This is a genomic window from Rhodococcus sp. 15-2388-1-1a (assembly GCF_002259145.1).
GTDB lineage: Bacteria > Actinomycetota > Actinomycetes > Mycobacteriales > Mycobacteriaceae > Rhodococcoides.
In genome coordinates this window covers 41,682-62,531 of record NZ_NPFP01000013.1, presented here as the reverse complement: position 1 = coordinate 62,531, position 20,850 = coordinate 41,682, and the positions used below count along the sequence as shown (strand labels likewise).

The window sequence follows — 20,850 nt, the reverse complement described above, 5'->3', positions numbered from 1 at the left end:
TGCGATGCAAACACCCGTGCGCGAGAGCCACCGTCTTTCACGGCGGCGTCTCGCGCACGGGCGTTCAGGAGGTGATTAGGCAGTGCTGACCGTGATGGTCGCAACGCCGACGAGCAGACCCGGGGTCACAGCATCGGTGTTGAAGGTGCTGTTGAGCAGTCCGGCTGCGGTCTCCGAGATCTTCACCTGGGTGCCCTGCAGGATTGCGGTGTTGTCAGGTCCGGTTGCGAGCGGCTGCAGGGTGCGGCCGTCCAGATCGAACAGCACTGCGTCTGCGGCTGCTTCTTCGCCGTTGACCATGACGTCACCGGTGAGGAGCGAGGTGCCCGGGTCGATGTCGAAGTTGATGAGCTCGACGACGGTCTCGCCGGCGGTCAGCGACAGGCCGCTGCCGTCGTGCATGATCTCACCCTGGACGTAGGGGTCGACGGTGCCGGGCTCCCAGTACTTGACGTCGCCGCCGGTGATCGGGAATCGGATGGATCCGTCTGCGAGAGTGGCGGTTCCGACGACACCGGGCGTGAGGCCCAGGGTGGTCAGTGCGCCGGTGAAGCCGGGATCGAGTGCAACTGCGGTGTCGACACCGTTGCTGAGGTCGGGGACCTCGGCTGCGGGCTCGGGCATGCTCTCGGTGGTTTCCATGGCCGACGATGCCGAGGAGGTGGCTGCGTCGGTGGTGTCGGACGCTTCGTCGCTGGAGCATGCGGCAAGCGGGACGATGGTGAGTGCACCGATTGCGGTGGCGGCCAAAGCTTTACGAACAGTGAACATGTCGGTCAACCTTCCGTGCTCGTCTCTCGAGCGTTGTGGGTCATTCGGCGCTGCTTGCCGAGCGGATGGGTTCCATCTCGATCCCCTGCAAGGGAGCGTGCCCACCTGTTACCCGACAAACCGGACTGCCAAACCGGAAAGTTTCCGAAGGTTCACTCGGATTCAACGAAGGATCAAGTCCGCCGCCCGTTCGCCGATCACCACCGACGGTGCATGAGTGTGTCCGCGGATGATGCTGGGCATGATCGACGCGTCGGCGACGCGAAGGCGATCGACGCCCCGCACCCGTAGTTCGGCGTCGACGACACTGTCGGCGTCGTTGCCCATACGGGCCGTGCCCACGGGGTGATACAGAGTGTGCGCATTCTGCTCGAGGGCCTCGGTGAGCAGGTCCGCCGGGGAGATGTTCGACGCCACCCTGGGGCGGACGATGTCGCCGAGTTCGCTCTTCATCGATGGGGTTTCGGAGATTGCAACGCAGGCCCGTAGCCCTTCGATCATGGCGCGGCGGTCGAGTCCGCCGGGGTCGCTGAGGTAGCGCGGCTCCACGATGGGCTTGGCCAGGGGGTCGGCCGAGCGGAGGGTGATCTCGCCTCGGCTCTCGGGTTTGACGAGTACCGCGCCGATGACGGCAGCGTGCGAATCCTGGCCGACGAGTCCCTCGTCGAAGAACGGTGCCGGTCCGAAGATGAGTTCCACGTCGGGCAGGGCGAGGTCTTCTCGGCTCTTGATGAATCCGTACGCCTCGGCGACGTTGGATGTGAGCATGCCGCGTCGGCGCGTGAGGTAGTTGACCAACTCGGGGATCTTCTCGGCGTGGAAGAGGGAGTCTCTTTCTGTTTTCCAGCCGATGAGGGCGGCCAGGTGGTCGAGGAGATTCTGCCCGACGCCCGGTGAGTGGTGCTGAACGGTGATGCCGTGGGATTTGAGCTGTTCCTGGTCGCCGATGCCCGAGAGCATCAGCAGCTGCGGAGTGTTGATGGCTCCGCCGGAGAGGATCACTTCCTTGTGTGCGCGCACGGTGTGTGTCTGTCCACCGGAGGTGTACTCGACGCCTACAGCCGCAGTGCCCTCGAAGAGGACGCGAGTGGCGTGTGCCTCGGTGAGGACGGTGAGGTTCTTGCGCTTCTTCGCCGGTCGCAGGTAGGCATCCGCGGTGCTCCATCGTGCTCCGCGCTTCTGGTTGACCATCGTGCGGGTGAAGCCCTTGGGCTCGGGCAGGTTGGCGGTTTCCAGCGGATAGCCTGCTTCTTCGACGCCGTCGAGGAACGAGGACGTCAGGTCGCGGGGGCTGCGCTGGTGAGAGACGATGAGTGGGCCGTCGGTTCCCGCGTCGAGTGCTGTTGTGCCCTCGATGTTCTCGATCTTGCGGAAGTATCCGACGAGGTTGCGGAAAGCCCACGAGTCGTCGGACACCGCTGCCCAGTCGTCGTAGTCGGCGGCGAATCCGCGTACCCACATCATGGCGTTCATCGACGACGAGCCACCGAGCATCTTGCCGCGCGGCCAGTAGATGCTGCGATCTCGGAGCTCCGGCTGCGGTTCGGTCAGGTAATCCCAATCGACCTCGCTACGAAAGAGTTTGGAGAATGCAGCGGGGATGTGGGCGAACTTGTTCTTGTCCTCGGGGCCGGCCTCGAGGAGGATCACCTCGTTGCGCGGGTCTGCGCTGAGGCGGTTGGCCACCACTGCGCCTGCGGAACCTGCGCCCACCACGATGTAGTCGGCAGTCTTGTGCTGTGAGCTCATCTTTGTCCTTGACGTCGGTGCGGGCGCAGAGGTGTCAGCCGCGCAGGGCGGAAGCGAATATCGCAGGCAGTTTGGACCAGGACGGCGCACCTGCGAATGCGGTGAGCAATTTGCCGGTCGATGCTGCGGTTTTGTTCGTGACGAACCACGGTGGCTTCGGGGAGATGGAGAGTTCGCCGTTGATCAGCGAGCGCGGCATCGGTCGGAACGGACCGCGCACCACTGTTCGCTCGGCCCCGTCGATCAGCAAAGCGTTGTGCACGATGCCGATTCCGCTCTGGACGTCGTCTACGGTGTGGCCGGGGAATGCGCCCCAGGTGGCCGCTGCGGTGAGGAATCCGATGGCCGTCCAGGCGTTGACGGCGATGGTGCCGTAGCGCAGGTCGGCGAGCATGGTGTCGAACTTCTCCCCGAGCCCCTTGATGGTGGCGGGGGTGCCGATGATGTTGATGCCGAGTGTTCCGGTGAATTCCTCGTTCGCGGCTTGCACTGCCTTGGCGGCGAATGCTGCTCCGCTGTAAGGCAATTCGATGATGCCCATGACCGGGGCGAAGTACTCGGTCTGCAGCAGCGGTGCGTATTCACCGGGGTTCAGATCGGTGATGAGCACGCGGCCACCGCGCTCGCCGAGGCGTTCGGCGGACGGGTAGGTGGCGGTGGCGTCGGACACTCGCTTGTCGCTGCCGGGGTAGTAGGGCGCTCGGGCAGGCGCGCGGTCGAGGGCGGCGCGCAGGGCGGCGACGAATTCGTCGCGCTGCTTCCATTCCGAAGACAGAACGACGACCTGTGAAGCGACACAGTTGTATCCACTGTTGTGCAGGCGTTGGGTGGCGATGTGTTCGGCCTGGAACTCGATGTCGGCACGGCTCCACTCACCGGGCAGAACGATGGTGGGCGAGACGCCGCCGAGTTCGCTGGAGATCTCCTTGGTGAGGATCGGGTCGTTGGCCGCCTTGCGCGCAGCTCCGTCCGGGCCGGGACCGAAGACGATCGCGTCGTGCGTGATGGCACTGCCGGTCATGTGAACGTGGTCGACGCTGTCGTGCTGGACCAGGTAGGTGCCCACGTCGGCTCCACCGGTGAGCAGGCGCAGTGCGCCGATGTCCACGAGCGGTGCGAGGACTTTCTCGAACACCGGCAGCAGTGGATCCATGATGGGGTTGAGCTTGAGCGCGACGACTCGGTTGAAGGCGATCAGTTCGTACAGCGCGTCCAGCGGCGCGATCGAGGTGATGTTGCCTGCGCCGAGCACCACTCCGATGCCTGCGGTGCTGGTGGGATCGAGCTGGGCGAGGCCCGCGGTCCGCTGTGCGGTTGCACGGTCGATTCCGGGCTTCAGCCAAACCTCGGCGGTGAACCCGTTGAGCAGGAGTCGCTCGAAGATGTTGAGGGGCAGTACCGACACCGTCGTGCGTCCACCGGGCGCCGTACCGAACGTGGCACCGGCCAGTGGGCTGCTGTCGGCCTCGAGCGCCGCAAGCGTGTGTGCCACGGTGCCGAGTCCGTTCAGGAACGAGTACGGACCCGACAGCCATTCCTCTCCGACGAGGCTGGACGAGGCGTCGAGGCCCTTGATCGACGCTGCCGCCGTCACCCACTCCTGCGCGTGAGCTGTGGTCAGCGCATGCACGCGTTCGAGGATGGCCCGACGCTCGGCCAGGGTGAGACGTCCCCAGTTCTTCTCTCCCTCGACCAGATCGGCGAGTGCCGAGTCGACTGCGTCGGTGGGTCCCGTCTTCGGTACGGATTGCAGGTGTGGGGTCACGTCGCTGGTCAACTTTTCGGCTCCACTCGTCGTTCGGGTACACGGCTTCACTGTGATTGTGGTCGCACTCGGTCGCCTGGCGCTATGGGCCACGGGCCTCAATCGGATGCGACGGTTTGTGCCGTCGCACAATGTGGCTGTGGTGTGGCTTACACGGGTAAGGCTAGAGTTCTGCCATGACCGCGACCGAGTTCGATGTGCATCCGTCACCGACCGATCTGGCCGCGACGATGCTCGACGGCGTCGACGACCTGGCGACGGAACTGGTGCGACGGATCCTGGGGGCCGAGCACGCCTACCTCGAATCGACGCTGCTCACCACCGAGCAGCTCTACGAGGCGTCGCGGAGCAATCTGGCGTCGATGCTGGGCAAGCTGTCCGGTCGTGCTCCCATGCGACTCGAGTCGGCGCGGGACGCGGGCCGACTCAAAGCCGAGCAGGGGGTACCGCTGGCTGCCCTGCTGCATGCTTTCAGGCTGGGCGGCAGGTTGGTCTGGGACGAGTTGATGGAACGTTCGGACGGCCGGGCCAGTCATGCGCTGCTGGACATGGCCGCCCAGGTCTGGGCTCTGGTCGACGTGTACTCCGACGAGGCCGCGGAAGCCTATCGAGAGAGCGCGGACATGCGTGCCCGCGAGAGCGCCGAGGCCCGTGGCCGCCTCATCCGGGTGCTCTTCGCCGATCACGGTGCCAATCCGACTGCGGCCGCCGACGCGTTGCGCACGTTTCGCATTCCCGACCACGGCTACTTCGCGGTGGTCTCGCAGGAGCCGTTGACCGCAGCGGTGGGGATCGACAAGTTGATCTCTCGCCTCCGTACCGCGGGTGCCGAATCGGTATGGGACGCCGAGGTGGACGGTAGCGTCGGGCTGATCTGTGCCGCAACGGAATCGGAGATCGATTCGGCCTTGGTCACCCTCAGCGAGCTGTGTCCGGGACGGGTGGGGGTGAGTTCGGTCTTCCGGTCCCCGTCGGGTATCGGCGACGCCGTGGGCCAGGCCCGGCTGGCGAGGTCGTGCACCTCGAGCCAGGCCGCACCGTCCACACCGGTGCGCTACGACTCCGTGCCGGTACCGCTCCTGCTGGTCCGCGATCCGAAATCGGGCCGGGTCGCCTCACGTCAGATACTCGGTGATCTGCTGGCGTTGCCGCGAGCCGAACGGCAGAGCCTGCTGGACACCCTGGACGCCTGGTTCTCGTGCGGCGGTTCCACCCGCGATGCCGCCGAATCGCTGCACTACCACCGCAATACGGTGTTGTATCGGCTGCGTCGAATTGCCGAGCTCACCGGTCGCGACTTCCGTGATCCGGTTCAGGCCGCGGAACTCTACGTCGGGCTCAGGGCGTATCAGCTCCTGACCTGAAGGGTCAGTGGCTGGCGAGGACGACGTCGAGGATTCCGGCTCCCAGCGGCACCGGTACGCAGGTCGGGGGACGCGAGTTCGCCGGGTCCAGAGCGTTGAGCGCCAGCCGCAGCGCGGTGGGATCGTAGGTGAACGTGAAGTGCGCTACCTCGGTATCGGGGCACACGTCCTGCACCACGATGTTGTGCGCTCCCGGATCCCGAAGCAGCGCATTGGTGTACGGCTGAATGACCTCGTCGACCCTGGTTGCGATGGACGTGTACTCCACCCCCGGCACGGTGTCGCCGCCTGCATTGAGTCGGTCGAGGAAGTCGGATCCGGCCATCAGTTGAGCCAGACCCGGGCCGAATTCGCTTGCCAGGACACCGGTTGCGCCCGGCACCGCCTGCACGACGGGTGACACTCCGTACATGGTGCCGCCGTAGGTCGGCGATGCAATCCCCACCCAGCGATCGACCACGTAGGCACCGCCGAGCCTGTTGACGAAGTACCGAGCGACCGCGGCACCTTGCGAGTAGCCGACCACGTCGACTGCGGCGGCGCCGGTCGCCCGGAGTATCGACAACGTCATCGCCTTCAGTTGTGCTGCACTGTCTTCGATGACGCCGTAGCCGTTGGATTTGCCGTCCGGTGACGTGCCGTAGTTGATGGCGAAGACGCAGAATCCGGCTGCTTTCAGAATCGGTGCGAAGCCGGCCCAGTCCGAGTACGCGGTGGCGTCGGTGCCGTGCACCAGGACGACGGGATTCGGGTGGGCTGCGGTGGGCTTGCAGCTCATGTCGTTGGCTCCGGGCGGGGCGGCGTCGCGATTCGATGCCGCGTAGCGAATGGCATCTGCGTGATCGGGTTGCTCGGGGGCCGCGGCGATGGGCATCACCGGCCCTGCGTGTGCGGAGGGCGCGAGCAGTGCAGCGGCAGCGGCGATTACGAGGGTGATCAGACTCCGCCGTGGTCCGCGCATGGATCGACGATATTCCTCGAACTGTGGAATGTTCCTATGAAAAGAGGTCGGAGCTGATAAAAGTCACAAGAATTGTTCTGTCGTCGAATTCGTGCCGGATGCGCACACCGCTCGGGGCCCAGCCGTAGTGGCTGGGCCCCGAGCGGACAGCAGTTGCTGCTCTGCAGGTCAGAGGCGACTCACGCGCAGCCAGTCGACACTCATCGTCTGCGGATACGGTGTGCTGTTCAATGTCTTGCCGACCCAGTTGTTGCCCACGGCGACGTTGAAGAGGATGTAGTGCGGCCAGGTGCCCGAGAAGGCCTTCCAATTGCCGCCTTTTGCCTCGTACTGGGCCTGAGTCAGGGAGAACCGGGCGACTCCGTCGACGAACCAGGTGATGCTGTTCGGTAGCCAGTCGATTCGGTAGGTGTGGAACCCGTTGTCGACCGGATTCATGCTTCCGCCGGTCTTCACATCTTGATTGGAGTTCCACTTCGAGGGTCCGTGCAAATTGAATGAAGGTCCGTACAGTCCGGGAATTTCGACGATGTCGACTTCCCCTTGGCTGGGCCATGAATATTCGCCACCGGGTTGTAGGCCGAGGGTCCAGAATGCGGGCAGCAGGCCTCGGGCGCTCGGCATCTTGATCGATGCTTCGATGCGTACCGGCGGCGTCACCGACTGCTTGCCCATGCTGACCACGCGGGCGCTGGTGAAGTTGTACGGTGCCCGCTTGCGGTCCGGTGGGTTCTCCCGCCGCGCGGTGATGTTCAAGGAGCCGTTGAACTGGTTGGCGTTGTTCCAGGAATCCGTATAGTACTGCTGCTCACCGGAACTCGCGCCCCAACGGCCGGTCTGAAAGCCCCACTTGGCGGGGTCGGGCCCGCCGTACCCGTTGAATTGATCTTCCCACAGAAGGGTTCCTGCTCCGCCTTGGGTTCTCGGGGGTGCGGCCAGTGACGGGGCTGCGGTCGCCGACGAGACGGCCACGGCCATCGTCGTCAAGGTGACCGCGACAATTGTTATTAGTGATCGCATGAGGGGGATTCCTGTCAGGTCATATGTCGGTGAACAAATGTCGACATTTGATTTCTAGCACGACAAAGTAGGCGGTAGAAGTTTCTTCTGGAATGCAGGAATTCTTGCGAATACAATGAATGAATTCACCAGTGCTACCGGTCGGAAGCAAGGGTACCGACCGATATTGGTCGGTGGTCGGTTTGTTTCAGGAGTGACCGCAGTGACTAGGCAGTGTCTGTGAGTTCAGCGATGCGTACGAGGCGGGAGCGACTACGGGGACCCGGGAGTGGAGCCTGCAGGAACGACTCGAGAGGGGCAGGAGTGGAGCCTGCAGGAACGACTCGAGAGGGGCAGGAGTGGAGCCTGCAGGAACGACTCGATGAGCAGTAGTGGAGCCGGTGACGGGAATCGAACCCGCCTCTCAACCTTGGGAAGGTCGCGTTCTACCAATGAACTACACCGGCGTGTGGTGTCGGCTCGAAGGTTACCAGGGCGTTCAGATGTCGATTCGCACGCCGTGCAGCAGGGTGAGGGCGTCGGGTGCTGCTACCGGCTTGGAGAACAGGTAGCCCTGTGCGCGGGTGCAGCCCAATTCGATCAGGGTGTTTCTGGCGCTCTGTGTTTCGACGCCTTCGGCGATGATGTTCAGTCCGAATGCGTCGGCGAGTCCGATGATGGACTGGACGATGGCCACGTCGCCGGTGTCTCTGGCACCGAGGTCGGTGACGAAGGCTCGGTCGATCTTGAGCGCATCGACGGGGAGTTCCTTGAGGTGCGACAGGGAGCTGTATCCGGTGCCGAAGTCGTCTATGGCCACTTGCACGCCGAGTTCACGGAGCTCGCGGAGCGTCACGCGGGTACGGGAAAGGTCCTGCACCACTGCCACTTCGGTGATCTCGAGGCAGAGGTCGGGGCCGGCTATCGAGAACTCCGTGAGTGCTCTGGCGACGGCTCCGACGAATCCGTTGGTGACCAGCTGGACGGGGGATATGTTGACGCGCATTGCGATGTCGAGGTGGGGGATCTCGCGTTGCCAGTCGGCGAGGGTGCGGCAGGCGCGGTCGAGGACCCAGCGGCCGAGTTCACCGGCAAGGTTCGTTTCCTCGGCGACGGGGATGAATGCGGACGGGGGAAGCAGTCCGCGGGTGGGGTGTTGCCATCGGACCAGTGCTTCGACTGCGGTGATGCGTCCGGTGACGAGGTCCACTTCGGGCTGGAAGTGCAGGGTGAGCGAGTCGCCTGCGATGGCGTCGCGCAGATGGATCTCGACGTCGTTGCGGAGTTCGGCTTCGGCGTGCATCTCTTCGGTGAACAGGGCGATGTTGTGGCCGCCCGCGCGTTTGGCCACCAGGGCGGCCTGATCTGCTTGCCGCAGAAGCGACTCGGCGGTGTGCTTGCCCGGTTGGCCGAAGGCGATTCCGATGCTTGCGCTTCTGCTGATGCGTTCGACTCCGAGGGTGACGGGGGCGTTCATTGCGTCGGCGATCATCTCGGCATGGTGTGTCGCGACGCGGGCGGAGCACGGGCCGGCCAGTACTACCAGGAACTCGTCGCCGCCCAGGCGTGCGGCGAGACCGACCGACTTGCCGACGAAGCTCTGCAGTCGATCGGCGATGGTCTCGAGGTAGTGGTCACCGGCGAGGTGGCCCAGAAAGTCGTTCAGTGCCTTGAGTCGATCGAGGTCGATGTGCATCACGGCGACAGGACCGGGCATGGACGGGTCGAGCCGTTCGCGGAGGTGTTGTGCGAGGGCGGTGCGGTTCGGCAGTTTGGTCAGTTGGTCGTGGAGCGCCGCGAAGCGAAGCCGTTCCTCGGCGATCACTCGCGCCTGTAGTTGAGAGAGCAGTGCCGCAATTGCTTTGAGCGCATTGAGTTCTGCCTCGGACCAACTTCGGTCGCCGATCTTGATGAAGCCGAGGATGCCGGTGGTGCGTCCGGAGTGCAGCAGCGGCACGACGGCCATCGAGGTCGCGGAGAATCCCGACCCCTCCTCGACGCGTCGGCGGTAGTCCTCCTGCTCCGGATCCGGCCGAAACACTGCCGGTTCGGTCAGTGTTTCGGCCAGACGGAATACCGAGTCTGCGTCGTCGAAGTAGACCACTGCCAGTGGATCCGGATCGGGCACGCTCAGTCGCGGTGGCCATTCCGCGCTGAGTCTGGTGGCCCTGGCCTCGAAATCGTTGTGTCGGAGGAAGCTGAAGTCGATGCCGAGGTAGTCCACGAGCTGCCGCAGTACGGAGTCGTACGCCTCGCGCACCGTCGCCGAATCGACACCCATGAGTTCGGTTGCGACGCCGGTGACGAGGACCTCGAGCGTCCGATTGTGCTCCAGGGCTCAACTCCCGCCTCTCGTGGACACAGTGCAGGACTGTTCCCCCTGGTCTCCGCCGAAACTCTACCCCGATACAGACGCTGAAACAGGAAGTCTGCGACTATGTATCGTGGTTTTCGGGGCGCAACTGAGCCGCAACACCAGCGCAACGGACTCGCTGGTTTCCATTTCAAGCAGTGTGCGGAACTCGAAACTCAACTGCTGCAGCGTTTCTGCATGGTGCGTCGACAGTTGCCGGTATTCCTCCTCGGTACGCGCGTAGAGGAACGCAGGGGAAACCGGTTGTACTGCCAATCCGTGCAAATGCGCAGTTACCCATACGTTCTCCATTGCAGATCCTCCTCTGATGTAATGTTCTGCGGTCGCTCCGGGTACGACGATCACTGCAAGTGCCGAACTGGACAGCACTCGATCGCGCATGTCGGTCCCCAGTGCAGCGCCGGCGTCCCAGTCGTGAACCAGCTCCATGACGTCCGGCCGCTTGACGATCTCGAGCTTGGACAGGTCAGCGTCGTCGATCCCCAGCGTCGAGACCTCGATTCCTCGATCGGGATCGAGATCTCCCGGCCAGCGCAACTCCGAGAACATGTCGCGGTGCAGGTGCGGTGTGAGATACCGGATTCGATCCGCCGCGGCGAGGACATTCGCGGCCGCCGCAATGGATTCGGGTGCCGTCAGCAGCACTGCCCGTCCACCTTCTGCTGCTGCCGCAGCAGCGATGTCGGCGGCGATGTTCGCGTCCAGGGGTGCGCCGGTACCCATTTCCCGGTTGGTGCACCGCTCGAGAACCCCGTCGAGCAGGCGTCGATCCTCGACGGGTTGCGGGCCACCCGCACTCAGCGTGATCTCGACTCCGCGCTCGGTGACTTCGGTGCGGTCGAGTCTGCCCTGCGCGGAAGCCACCACTCGCGCGTTGAAGGCGGCCGCACCGACTGCCACGTAACTGCCGCGGAAGGCGATGTCGAGGGTCGAGGTTCGGGCACGATCGACCCCGATGCGCACGGTGCGTGCGTCGCGGGTGAACGTCCACGGCTGGCTGTTTCCACCGGACGGCGCTCGGCGGGCAGCGTCGAGAACGAGCCCGTCGGGATCGACGGACGTGCGGTGAGCGTCGACGGCGGTGTCGACCGAGGTCTGCTGCGCCCTCCGCGTCGGGTTCGGGGCCGCGAGCGCGTCGAGATGGGTGTCGAGGTCGATGCGGATTCGTCCGGAGGGCAGGTTCGCTCCGGTGCCGAAGCGTCGAACGGCTGCGGCGATGGTGGCACCGCCGAGTTGGACGTCGCCGCCCAATTGCGGCCAGGTCTCTATCGTTTCGCTCACTTCCACCATCGAGGCTGCCATGCGGGCCGAGAGCAGCGAGGCGTCGAGCTGATCCAGCACGATCGGGATCTTGTCGCGGGTGCCCAGCCCTCGCAGGCTCGTGGAGTCGATCTCGCCCAGGACTCCGTGGAACACCGGGCGGTCGGGTTCGAGGTCGAAGCGTTCGACGTCGAGAAGTCCACGGTCGGAGGTCTCCATCAGTACGGGGATGCGTCGCGAGCGGGCTGCCTCGCGGGCGCGGACCTTGACATCGAGGGAGTCGCATTCCTCGACGAGCAGGTCCAGTCCGTCGAAGAACTCGTCGATGGTGTTCTCGGTGATTCCGTCCTCGGCGATTTCGACGCGCAGATACGGGTCGATCTCGGCAATGCGGCGGGCTGCGACGACCGCCTTGTTGACGCCGAGATCGAGGATGGACGCCGGAATTCTATTGAGATTGGAAAGTTCGATCTCGTCGAAGTCGGCGAGGCGAAGCGTCCCGCAGATACCTTCGAGTGCAAGGGTGTGGGCAATGGCGTGCCCGACGCTCAGGCCGATGATTCCTATCGTGAGATCTCCCAAGGAATTCTGTTCCGCCAGGGTTATCTTGTTCCTGTTTCTGGCCAGCCTCAGGTGTCGAAACGAGTTCGGTCCGAGTAGGGCGACGACCGTCTTTCGCCAAGGAAAGAAAACCCATCTGTCTCTTTCGTCGAGAATGCTCTGCTCAGGGCTGGGGAGCAATGAGTGCAGGCCCTTTCTCTGCGTCTGCCGCTCGTCCATGAATGTGAGGCTGGAATCTCGTCTGAGTTCGTCGAGGGCGGCGCGCTGTGTGGCGTCCGTCTCGTCGAATATCACAGGCTTCCAGTGGTCGCCGGCTGTGGTTCGGTCGTTCATGATGCGACTGCTTCCTCGAGTGCGACGGCTGCGCGGCGGTGTGCGAGCAGGGTGACCGTGTTGTGCCGCATCCGGCGCCAGGTTGCCAGATCGGCATTGAATGCCAGTGTTGTTCTGTCCCACCAGAACACCTCGGTACGATAGCGTTCGTCGGGGTAGGGAATCGGCGCGATCTGGGTGGCGATGACCGCTCCGGTGTCGAGCCAGGCGGTGCGGACGTGGGAGGCCGCGGTCGCCAGGGCATAGCGCGCGCCGAGAAGTGCAGTGCTGTACGCGGGTGATTCCGCGATCATCGCGGTGACGGCGCGGCCGTGGGGTGCGTCCTGAGCCACCCACGCTGACTTGAGTTCGACGACGCCGTGGCCGATGCGTTCGTCGAGCATGGTGTGTACGTGGCGTAGGCCGTCGGGATATGCGGCGAATTCGATCAGTGCGTGCGATTGATCGACCGAGGAATACGGCCCCTGCACCCGTACCCCGCCGACTATTTGTCCGGTTCGGTCGAGTGCGGCGAAGAACAGTGCTGTGGTGCCGCCGTCACGAATGGTCGACATTTCGAGTGCGGTTGTCACACCGTGTCGCAGATAGCTTTCCTCTGCGCCGTCCAGGAATTGTTCCCACAACTCCGGATTTTCGGTGGGAGTGGTGGCCAGAACGTGGCATTGGGATCGGTGATCCCAATACGAGGGGACGTCGAACAGAATTGTCATTTCAGTCTTCCTGATAGGAGTTCCTCGAATGCGAATGGTGGTGCCGTTCGATTGTCCGGCTTTTCCTTTGCGGAGCTATGCGTTGTGATCGGGGCTCGGGTGTGTCGCGGTGGGCCGCCAAGGACCAGTAGCCTGCAGAGGTGCTGCTCTCCGACCGTGACATCCGTGCCGAAGTGACTCTGGGAAACCTGGCGATCGAACCGTTCGACCCGTCGATGGTTCAGCCGTCGAGTGTCGATGTGCGACTCGACAAGCTTTTCCGGGTGTTCAACAACACCCGCTATACCCACATCGATCCGTCGCTACAGCAGGACGAGTTGACGACTCTGGTCGAACCTGCGGCAGGTGAGCCGTTCGTACTCCATCCGGGTGAGTTCGTTCTCGGCTCCACGCTGGAATTGACGACGCTGCCGGACTACCTGGCCGGTCGGCTCGAGGGGAAGAGCTCGCTCGGACGGCTGGGGCTGCTCACACACTCGACGGCAGGCTTCATCGATCCCGGCTTCAGTGGCCACATCACGCTGGAGCTGTCCAACGTCGCCAACCTCCCGATCACGTTGTGGCCGGGCATGAAGATCGGGCAGCTGTGTCTGTTCCGGCTGTCGTCGCCGTCCGAGAATCCGTACGGCAGCGCCGCGGTCGGGTCGAAGTATCAGGGCCAGCGCGGGCCGACGCCTTCGAAGGCCTACCTGAATTTCGTTCGGTCGAGCGTCGAGTAAACGATCGAACGGTTTGTTTCCTCGCGGTAAAACATGGCGAATGTCCGGTTGTAGCGGTACTCTGGTGAGCTGACGTGGGTTGGGGCCTACCAGAGCGAGGTTTCTAGTGTCCGCGGTTCCCGATGTGTCCGTACTCGGCGCTTCGTTGGGGTCGAGTGGTCTCCGCAGCGTGATCAGCGACAACGCTCACCCCGGTGCCGTCCTGGAAGTGCACGAGCCCGTCGCAACCCGGCCCGCACCCAACGGCCTCGCCCCCGATCCGTGGGATGCCGTCATCGCATCGGTACACAATCTGGCGACCGAGTACGCGTCCGCGGACTTCTATCCGGTGCTCGCACTGCGCGAAAGTGATCCCAGAACGGCCTACGACCAGGACTTCTCCGACGGCGTTGTGCTCGTGTCCGAACTCGGTGCCCAGTTGGGTGCGTTGCGTGAGACGCGTGTGCTGGCAGGCGAGCGCTGCGTCGCTCTGTTCGACGTCGGCGCATCCGGTACCTCGGTCTCCGTCGTGGACCTGGACAGCGGCGATGTTCTCGCGTCGCGTCGGACGGACGCTCTCGGTGGTGACGACTGTGATCGGGTGCTGAGCGAACACCTCATCGCGACGTTCGGCGCGGCCGAGGCACTGACGGTCGAGGCTCGCAGGCGACTCGTTCACGATGTCCGCGACGGGAAACACGAACTGGCTCTGCTGCGCAGCGTGTCCATTGCCGGACCGTTCGTCGGCGGACGCGCATCGCTGTGGCGCGGCAATCTGGACGAGCTCATCGGCGATGCCGTGCACCGAGCCGTCTCGATGGCCGTCGACGTGCTCGACGCGGTCGGCGCGCAGGGCGTTCACGTCGACGCAATCGTCGCCGTCGGCGGTGGTGCCAACATGCAGATAATTCGGCAGGTCCTGTTCGACGCGGTGTCGATGCCGGTCTATGTGCCCGAACAGCCCGAACTGCTGGCGGCGCACGGCGCTGCCGGGATCGCTCGGACTGTGGGTCTGCGTCCCGCGCCCGCACCACCCGAGGTGTTCACCGATCGGTTCGCTGCCGTGGATCGGGAGTCCGCAGACCTACAGGTGGCTGCGGTTGCCCCGGTGGTTTCCAAGCGCCCGCGACACAGCGACACGTCCTCCAAGCGAATGACCAGGGTAAACAAGGCTCGGCATCTCGGTGGCGCGCTCGCGGCGCTCGTCGCTGTGTGTGCAGCCGGCACCGTGGTCACGGCGGCTGCGCGAACCGGCGGCGACGATCCGGCACCGGCGGTGAACATATCGCAGGATTCCTCGCAGACCGCTCGGTCGCAGTCCGTGGTGCCTGCCGCAGACGGATCACCCGCCGCGCCTGCTGGGTCGTCGGTGCCGCTCGCGACCACGACGGCGCAGACGTCCACTCCGGTCGCCGCGCCGGCACCGTCGTCCTCGCCCGAGGCCCCGACCACGACGGACGCTCAGAGCGCCACGGCCACGCGGCGCACCGTGGCCACGACGAGTTCCCCGTCCGACATCGCGGAGACGACGGCACCCGACAGGCCGACCGTCGATCGACCGACCGTGGTGCCGACGGCGGTCCCACCTGCCGCTACGACTCGTCCGACCACAACGAAGCCCACCGCCACGACGACGCATCCGACGACCACCACGCGGGCGACTCGAACGTTCGATTTTCCGTTCCCGGACTTCGACTTTCCGCGTCGCTGACCGGTCTGCGCTTTCCGGCTCCGCCTGCCCCGGTACTCGAGGCAGGATGAGCGGTATGGAGTCGATTCAGACCGAGCGCGAAGACAAGTTCGACGTCGACGCAGAGTTCCAGTTGCCCACTCTCGCTTCGCTGGTGCCCACCGGCGGCGCACTGGAGTCGAGCGAGACCGACCTGAGCAGTGAGTACTTCGATACCGTCGGCCACGATCTGTTGCGACGCGGAATCACGGTGCGGCGTCGTACCGGTGATTCCGACAACGGCTGGCATGCGAAGGTCCCGGCGGAGAAGGCGCGGACCGAGATTCGGCTCCCTCTGGGCAACGGTGCGCACAATGCGGTGCCGGACGAGCTGAACGACGTGCTGCGCGGTGCGGTGATGGGCGGCGAGTTGTCCGCGGTCGCGACTCTGACGACGCGTCGAACGATCCACACCGTGTCCGACGCCGACGGGGCGGTGGTTGCGGAGATCGCGGACGACGAGGTCTCTGTCGTTCTGATCGGCGGCGCGACCGGTCCGCGGTGGCGGGAGGTCGAGGTGGAACTCGGACCCGCAGGCTCGGAGTCGTTTCTGAAGAAGGCGGGCAAGGTATTGCGCGCTGCCGGTGCTCGGCCGTCGGCGCATCCGTCGAAGTTGGATCGGGCGCTGTCGGTGGTGCGCCAGGTTCCCGCCGAACCCGGGGCAGCCCTGCTCGCGGACTATCTCGATGCACAGGCACAGGCGATCGTCGCAGGCGATGTCTACCTGCGCCGAGGGCTGGATCCGATTCATTCCACGCGGGTGGCGATTCGGCGATACCGCAGTACCCTCCGCGTGTTCGGGAGTCTGTTCGAGGACGAGCCCGCCGCGCACTTGGAGGCCGAACTATCCTGGTATGCAAGCATTCTCGGTGAGGTACGAGATCGTCAGGTGCAGCGTGCTCGGTTCGCCGCTGCGTTGCGCGAACTGCCGCCCGAACTGGTGCTCGGGCCGGTCGCGTCGCGCATCGAGAACGATCTGTTGGCCGAGCAGATTCGATACCGCGAGGCGGCGATGACCGAACTCGACGGAGAGCGTTACCGCGCGCTGCTCACGACGCTATCCGAGTGGTCGCGCGGGCTACCGATCGACGGCGAGGTCACCGATCGCGTGTTGATCAAGCTTGCCCGTAAGGCAGGGAAGAAAACGATCGATCGCACGAAGAGTGCCGTGCGCGGCACCGACGACGAGGCTTTGCATCGCGCACGGAAGGCATCGAAACGTGCACGGTATGCGGCCGAGCTGGTGGCACCGGTGACGGACAAGAAGGTGTCGAAAGCGAACATCAAGCACTTCAAGACAATTCAGGAGGTGCTGGGAGAGCATCAGGACGCGGTGATCGCGGCGGACATTCTGCGGACTCTCGGCGCGCGGGCAGGGACGACGGCGGGGGAGAACGGTTTCACCTTCGGCCTGCTCTTCGAGCGCGAGCGCCGCGCCGCCGAGATGGCCCGGGACGAGGCCGGCAGATTGGAGTTCTGATCACGGAAAGCGGTATATTTCCCCGATTCGAGGCTCGAAGAGTACTCTGAGTCGGAATCGAGTTCGGGGGAGTCGACGATCATGGCCATTGCACTCGGAGTGCACGTCGGTGTCGAAGAAGTGTCCGCTTCGCTGGTAGAGGCCGATCTGCCCGAACTCGGGCCCATTTCCACTCGCACCGTCTCCGTTTCCTCGGTTCCCGGGGGTGTCGGTGACGCGGTCACGACGATGCTCGGAATCATGAGGGTGCAGGCGGCCCAGAACGACCTGCTGATCAGCGGTTCCGGGGTGGTCTGCGACAGCATCGCGCTCTGTGGGACCGTTCGCGCTGCTCTGGCCGCCCACGATGTTCGTGACGTCGGGGTAGTCGATGCCGGAGATCCGCGGTTGAACTCCGCGGTTCCGTTGGGAATTGCTGCGGCACTGATCGGAGCCAAGGCCGCCCTCGCCGAGCCTGTGTCCGTCTCTGCTGCGACGGGTGACGAGGGCCGGAGTGGCTCTGCCGGGGCCGGGACGGGCACGCCACGCAGCGCGCGGCTGACGATGATCGGATTGGGCGTTGCGGTTCTCGCGGCACTGAGCGGAGCCACGGTGTGGGCACTGGCGGCGGCCGATCCGACACAGAATCCCGTGGTCGACACCGCCGAGATGCCGTCGAGCGAAGACGGCGGAGCCGTGTCGACGTCGGTGGCGGTCATTGCCGATTCGGCGGTCCCGCCTACTGCCCCGTCTACTGTTCCGCCCGTCGAGGCGGGGTTGTTCGAGGCCCCGGTGTACGGGCCGATTTCAATCGCCGACTGGAGTGACGCAGTCCTCGGGGGTTCGGTCCCCACTCCGAACGGCGAGGTGTCGTCGGGTGGCGGCAACTCCCGTGCCGTCGATTCGGGTGGCGGCAGACCCGGCGTGGTCACCGGCGGAGGCGGCAACGCCGGCAGTGGCGACTCCGACGGCGCTTCGGGCGGCGGGGCTTCGGGTGGTGGCCACTCGGGCGGCGGTCAACCGGGCGGCGGGAATTCTGGCGGTGGCGGCTCGGGTGGAGAGGAAACTCCGACCGTCGATCCCGAGCCGGAACCCGAAACCGAGGTGCCGCCCACCGAGCCGTCCGAGCCGACCACCGAGGTTCCGGAGACCGCCGAGCCCACCACCGATGCAGCACCGTCGGCGGATCCGGTCGAATGACGTTCGAGTCGTTGATTGCATTGTGAGCGAGCGGTTTTGATACTTGGACAAGTCCTTCGCGTGACGGGTATGTGAATTCGACTCCGACACCTGAACTTCTGCTCACGCCTCGCTACCATCGGGTGATCGACCAGTAGACGGTGAGTATCCGATGACCGATCATTCCGCAGCAGGACCGGTGACCCGCACAACCATCGACAGGGCAGTGGGTGTTCTCATCGCGCTGCGTGGCTGCAGTCCGGAGGATGCGTTCGCCGAATTGGCGGCGCACAGCTTCCGTTTCGACGTCTCGCTCGTGCAGTCCGCTCGTTCCATCGTCGCGGCCGCGCGTGGGATGGACTCGGACAACGGTGTCGACTGTGCGGCGATGATGTCGGCGCAGGAGGAATGGGGCCCGCTGCTGGCGGACCGTCGAGATCCTTTCGATCACGTCGCCTGAGATCGGACGACTCGCATCCTGCTGCTTGTTATATCTCCCAAAACAAACCGAAAGTTCATTCAAATACCGATATTGCTGTCCAGACGGCGGTTCGGCGGTTACTATCGGCAGGTCGGAGTAGCAAGTCGAGTCGAGGAATCATGAGAACAGTCCTTGGTGTTTCGGTGGGTTCTGCCACTGCCCGAGGGGTCGCAGTCGATGCGATCGACGAGTCGGTGCGGTCGGCCCACATCGTCCACTCGTTCGATCCTGACGACCACCTTCAGGTCGCCCTCGACTTGCTGGACTCCATGTCGCGGGACCAGATGGTCGACAGAACCGACATCGTCTTGGCCGTGCCGGACGATCCCGGTGCTCGCGCGCGTACGTCCGCCTACTCCACGTACGAGGCCGATCGCCTGCTGGTCGCGTCCGAACTCGGTGCTCAGCTGCGGTATCTGCAGGGCACGGGCCAGCTCGAGGGCGCTCGAACCGTTGCGATCTGTGACGTCGGGGCATCCGGCACCACGGTGTCCGTCGCAGACCCGGCCACCGGTACGGTCTTCAGTTCGGTGCGCACCACGCTGTTCGGAGGCAACAGCTGCGACGAGCAGGTCGCGCGCTACCTGCTCTCGACGTACGGAGCAGACGAGTTGGCGTCCGATCGCGCCCGAGCAGAATTGACGGTGTCGATCCGCACGGCACGCGAGCAGCTTTCCCGGCTGCGGGTGGCGGAGGTTGCCGGACCCTTCATCGGTGGTCCGGTCAGATTGTGGCGCAACACCTTCGACGATGTGCTCGAGCGCAGCATTCGTTCGTTGGAGGACTGGGTGGCCAGTGTCATCGTCGACGCTCCCTGCGCTGTGAATGCCCTGGTGATGGTCGGTGGCTGCGCCAACATCCCGACGCTTCGGCGCCTGTTTCGTCGTGATCTGATGCTGCCGGTCGTCGCGCCTGCCAATCCGGAGTCCCTCACCGCGCACGGTGCGGCTCTGATGGCCGTCGACGCGGTCGCATCGCGTCGGCATCACCCGCGTGGTGCCACGATCGCCAACGTTGTGCCGTCGCAACACGCCTCGATGGTGGGCATGGTGGGCTACCACGACTCCCCGCGACACCGCTCGGCTTGAACCCGCCGGCCTGGCCAACGAACGCCGTTGTTGGGTAGGTTGCTCCAGTAATGGTGAACAGTGGGGTACGAGACGGTGGGACAACAGTGGCAGAGCAGGTAGCGGAGTCCGGTGCGGCAGCAACCGACGGGGAAGCATTCGATCCGGCAGAACATGCTCGGAGCATGGTCGGTTATCACTACCGCACCGAGGACTACTACGAGGTGGGCCGCGAGAAGGTCCGTGAGTACGCCCGCGCCGTCCAGGACTTCCACCCCGCCCACTGGGACGGCGACGCCGCGGCCGCGCTGGGTCACAGTGCCCTCGTCGCACCTCTGACGTTCATGTCGCTGGTCGGCACCCTCGCGCAGAAGAAGCTTCTCCAGTCCATCGCCGAGGGCTACGACCTGAGCCAGATTCTGCAGACCGATCAGGTGCTGGTGTTCCAGAAGCCGATCCTCGCCGGCGATCAGCTGACGTGCGACGTCTCGCTCGATTCGTTCAAGACGGTCATGGGTCGCGACATGATGGTCACCAAGAACATCGTGTCCAATCAGAAGAACGAACTGGTGCAGACCACGTACACCACGCTCCTCGTCGGTCGGTCCGGCGAGATCGATCCGGCCATCGCCGAGTCTGCGAAGAACTTGGTCATGTTCGGCGCGACGACGGACGTCGGCGGTGCCGATTCCGGTGAGGGCGACACACTGTCCACTCCGCAGCAACACGAACCGCTGATCATCGAGGAGTACCGGGGACGGCCGACGCAGAAGTTCGACGATGTGAACGTCGGAGACGAACTGCCGTCACGCACGGTGCGCCTCACCCGCGGTGACCTGGTCAACTACGCAGGCGTTGCCGGCGACGCGAACCCGATTCACTGGAGCGAGCAGTTCGCCAAGCTGATCGATCTCGAGAACGTGCTGGCCCACGGGATGCTCACCATGGGCGTCGGCGGCGGCTACGTCACCGAGTGGCTCGGCGACCCGGGCGCCGTGAAGGACTACACCGTCCGCTTCACCACCCCTATCCCGGTCGACACCCACAAGGCCGCCGAAATCGTCTTCACCGGCAAGATCAAGTCCAAGGACGAAGCGACACGCACTGCAGTGATCTCACTGGGCGCGACATTCGAGGGCAAGCGAATCTTCGGTCACCGCGCTACGGCAACAGTGCAATTGGGCTGAGTGCCCTGGGCGGCACTCAACCACACCACTCGGTGCCCGGCTGTCCTGTCCGGGGATCGGCTCCTCAGTTTTGGAAATCCGACTCCGATCGGCGTCGGGTATCCGAATCCGGGGAGCTGATCGGCAGGGTGCAGCGGCATTGACGCCCTTCGTTGTAATCCACGCCCCCTGTAGCGGGCGTGAATTCATGCGAGGGGCGTAGA

16 protein-coding genes and 1 tRNA gene are annotated in these 20,850 nt (G+C 64.6%); 8 read left to right on the top strand and 9 right to left on the bottom strand.

Annotated elements, in window-relative coordinates:
• Positions 1-75: 75 nt before the first annotated feature.
• The 3 genes from CH302_RS09235 to CH302_RS09225 form a co-directional block, all read right to left on the bottom strand.
• Entirely contained in the window at positions 76-771 is a 696-nt protein-coding gene (locus CH302_RS09235) for a hypothetical protein (RefSeq protein ID WP_037195884.1), read from the bottom strand.
• A 162-nt stretch (positions 772-933) separates the two neighbouring features.
• Positions 934-2,520, bottom strand: a complete 1,587-nt coding sequence (locus CH302_RS09230) for a GMC family oxidoreductase (RefSeq protein WP_037195882.1) — start codon at positions 2,518-2,520, stop codon at positions 934-936.
• A gap of 34 nt (positions 2,521-2,554) precedes the next feature.
• Positions 2,555-4,297, bottom strand: a complete 1,743-nt coding sequence (locus CH302_RS09225) for an aldehyde dehydrogenase family protein (protein ID WP_082323874.1) — start codon at positions 4,295-4,297, stop codon at positions 2,555-2,557.
• A 164-nt stretch (positions 4,298-4,461) separates the two neighbouring features.
• On the opposite strand from CH302_RS09225, the gene CH302_RS09220 reads away from it, so the two are divergent.
• On the top strand, positions 4,462-5,649 hold the full coding sequence (locus CH302_RS09220) for a PucR family transcriptional regulator (RefSeq protein ID WP_037195880.1): 1,188 nt from the start codon (positions 4,462-4,464) through the stop codon (positions 5,647-5,649).
• 4 nt (positions 5,650-5,653) lie between these two features.
• On the opposite strand, the gene CH302_RS09215 is transcribed toward CH302_RS09220, so the two are convergent.
• The 6 genes from CH302_RS09215 to CH302_RS09190 form a co-directional block, all read right to left on the bottom strand.
• Complete coding sequence (locus CH302_RS09215) at positions 5,654-6,610, bottom strand: esterase/lipase family protein (RefSeq protein WP_037195878.1); 957 nt, start codon at positions 6,608-6,610, stop codon at positions 5,654-5,656.
• A gap of 168 nt (positions 6,611-6,778) precedes the next feature.
• Positions 6,779-7,630, bottom strand: coding sequence for a glycoside hydrolase family 16 protein (locus CH302_RS09210; RefSeq protein WP_052048113.1), 852 nt, complete (start codon positions 7,628-7,630; stop codon positions 6,779-6,781).
• A 372-nt stretch (positions 7,631-8,002) separates the two neighbouring features.
• Positions 8,003-8,076: transfer RNA gene (locus tag CH302_RS09205), tRNA-Gly, on the bottom strand.
• A 32-nt stretch (positions 8,077-8,108) separates the two neighbouring features.
• A complete protein-coding gene (locus tag CH302_RS09200) occupies positions 8,109-9,890 on the bottom strand; it encodes a putative bifunctional diguanylate cyclase/phosphodiesterase (protein WP_037195873.1) in 1,782 nt (593 codons plus the stop codon).
• Positions 9,891-10,007: 117 nt separating this feature from the next.
• Positions 10,008-12,137: an Rv1355c family protein gene (locus CH302_RS09195; protein ID WP_037195871.1), complete on the bottom strand. Its 2,130-nt coding sequence runs from the start codon at positions 12,135-12,137 to the stop codon at positions 10,008-10,010.
• Positions 12,134-12,847, bottom strand: a complete 714-nt coding sequence (locus tag CH302_RS09190) for a hypothetical protein (RefSeq protein WP_037195869.1) — start codon at positions 12,845-12,847, stop codon at positions 12,134-12,136. Before CH302_RS09190 ends, CH302_RS09195 begins: the two co-directional genes overlap by 4 nt.
• Positions 12,848-12,987: 140 nt before the next feature.
• Between CH302_RS09190 and dcd the strand changes: the two genes are divergently transcribed.
• The 7 genes from dcd (at position 12,988) to CH302_RS09155 (ending at position 20,647) form a co-directional block, all read left to right on the top strand.
• Positions 12,988-13,566 (top strand): dCTP deaminase, encoded by a 579-nt coding sequence (gene dcd, locus CH302_RS09185; protein ID WP_032396620.1) that lies wholly within the window; start codon positions 12,988-12,990, stop codon positions 13,564-13,566.
• A 169-nt stretch (positions 13,567-13,735) separates the two neighbouring features.
• The gene (locus tag CH302_RS09180; protein WP_037195867.1) at positions 13,736-15,256 is read left to right on the top strand and encodes an Hsp70 family protein; all 1,521 of its coding nucleotides are present in this window, start codon (positions 13,736-13,738) and stop codon (positions 15,254-15,256) included.
• Between the two features lie 55 nt (positions 15,257-15,311).
• Entirely contained in the window at positions 15,312-16,754 is a 1,443-nt protein-coding gene (locus CH302_RS09175; protein ID WP_037195865.1) for a CYTH and CHAD domain-containing protein, read from the top strand.
• 81 nt (positions 16,755-16,835) lie between these two features.
• Positions 16,836-17,933, top strand: a complete 1,098-nt coding sequence (locus tag CH302_RS09170; RefSeq protein WP_052048112.1) for a hypothetical protein — start codon at positions 16,836-16,838, stop codon at positions 17,931-17,933.
• A gap of 151 nt (positions 17,934-18,084) precedes the next feature.
• Positions 18,085-18,372, top strand: a complete 288-nt coding sequence (locus CH302_RS09165; RefSeq protein WP_037195863.1) for an ANTAR domain-containing protein — start codon at positions 18,085-18,087, stop codon at positions 18,370-18,372.
• Between the two features lie 140 nt (positions 18,373-18,512).
• Positions 18,513-19,481 carry an Hsp70 family protein gene (locus tag CH302_RS09160; RefSeq protein ID WP_037195860.1) on the top strand — a complete coding sequence of 323 codons (969 nt, stop codon included), beginning with the start codon at positions 18,513-18,515 and terminating at the stop codon, positions 19,479-19,481.
• Positions 19,482-19,531: 50 nt separating this feature from the next.
• Positions 19,532-20,647, top strand: a complete 1,116-nt coding sequence (locus CH302_RS09155) for a fused (3R)-hydroxyacyl-ACP dehydratase subunits HadA/HadB (RefSeq protein WP_037195858.1) — start codon at positions 19,532-19,534, stop codon at positions 20,645-20,647.
• The last annotated feature ends 203 nt before the right edge of the window (positions 20,648-20,850 follow it).

Excerpts from the sequence above, each read along its gene's own strand:
- CH302_RS09235 (WP_037195884.1), bottom strand. The coding sequence starts at position 771 with ATGTTCACTGTTCGTAAAGCTTTGGCCGCCACCGCAATCGGTGCACTC.
- CH302_RS09230 (WP_037195882.1), bottom strand. The coding sequence starts at position 2,520 with ATGAGCTCACAGCACAAGACTGCCGACTACATCGTGGTGGGCGCAGGT.
- CH302_RS09220 (WP_037195880.1), top strand. The coding sequence starts at position 4,462 with ATGACCGCGACCGAGTTCGATGTGCATCCGTCACCGACCGATCTGGCC.
- CH302_RS09215 (WP_037195878.1), bottom strand. The coding sequence starts at position 6,610 with ATGCGCGGACCACGGCGGAGTCTGATCACCCTCGTAATCGCCGCTGCC.
- CH302_RS09210 (WP_052048113.1), bottom strand. The coding sequence starts at position 7,630 with ATGCGATCACTAATAACAATTGTCGCGGTCACCTTGACGACGATGGCC.
- CH302_RS09200 (WP_037195873.1), bottom strand. The coding sequence starts at position 9,890 with ATGGGTGTCGATTCGGCGACGGTGCGCGAGGCGTACGACTCCGTACTG.
- CH302_RS09195 (WP_037195871.1), bottom strand. The coding sequence starts at position 12,137 with ATGAACGACCGAACCACAGCCGGCGACCACTGGAAGCCTGTGATATTC.
- CH302_RS09190 (WP_037195869.1), bottom strand. The coding sequence starts at position 12,847 with ATGACAATTCTGTTCGACGTCCCCTCGTATTGGGATCACCGATCCCAA.
- CH302_RS09175 (WP_037195865.1), top strand. The coding sequence starts at position 15,312 with ATGGAGTCGATTCAGACCGAGCGCGAAGACAAGTTCGACGTCGACGCA.
- CH302_RS09170 (WP_052048112.1), top strand. The coding sequence starts at position 16,836 with ATGGCCATTGCACTCGGAGTGCACGTCGGTGTCGAAGAAGTGTCCGCT.
- CH302_RS09165 (WP_037195863.1), top strand. The coding sequence starts at position 18,085 with ATGACCGATCATTCCGCAGCAGGACCGGTGACCCGCACAACCATCGAC.
- CH302_RS09160 (WP_037195860.1), top strand. The coding sequence starts at position 18,513 with ATGAGAACAGTCCTTGGTGTTTCGGTGGGTTCTGCCACTGCCCGAGGG.
- CH302_RS09155 (WP_037195858.1), top strand. The coding sequence starts at position 19,532 with ATGGTGAACAGTGGGGTACGAGACGGTGGGACAACAGTGGCAGAGCAG.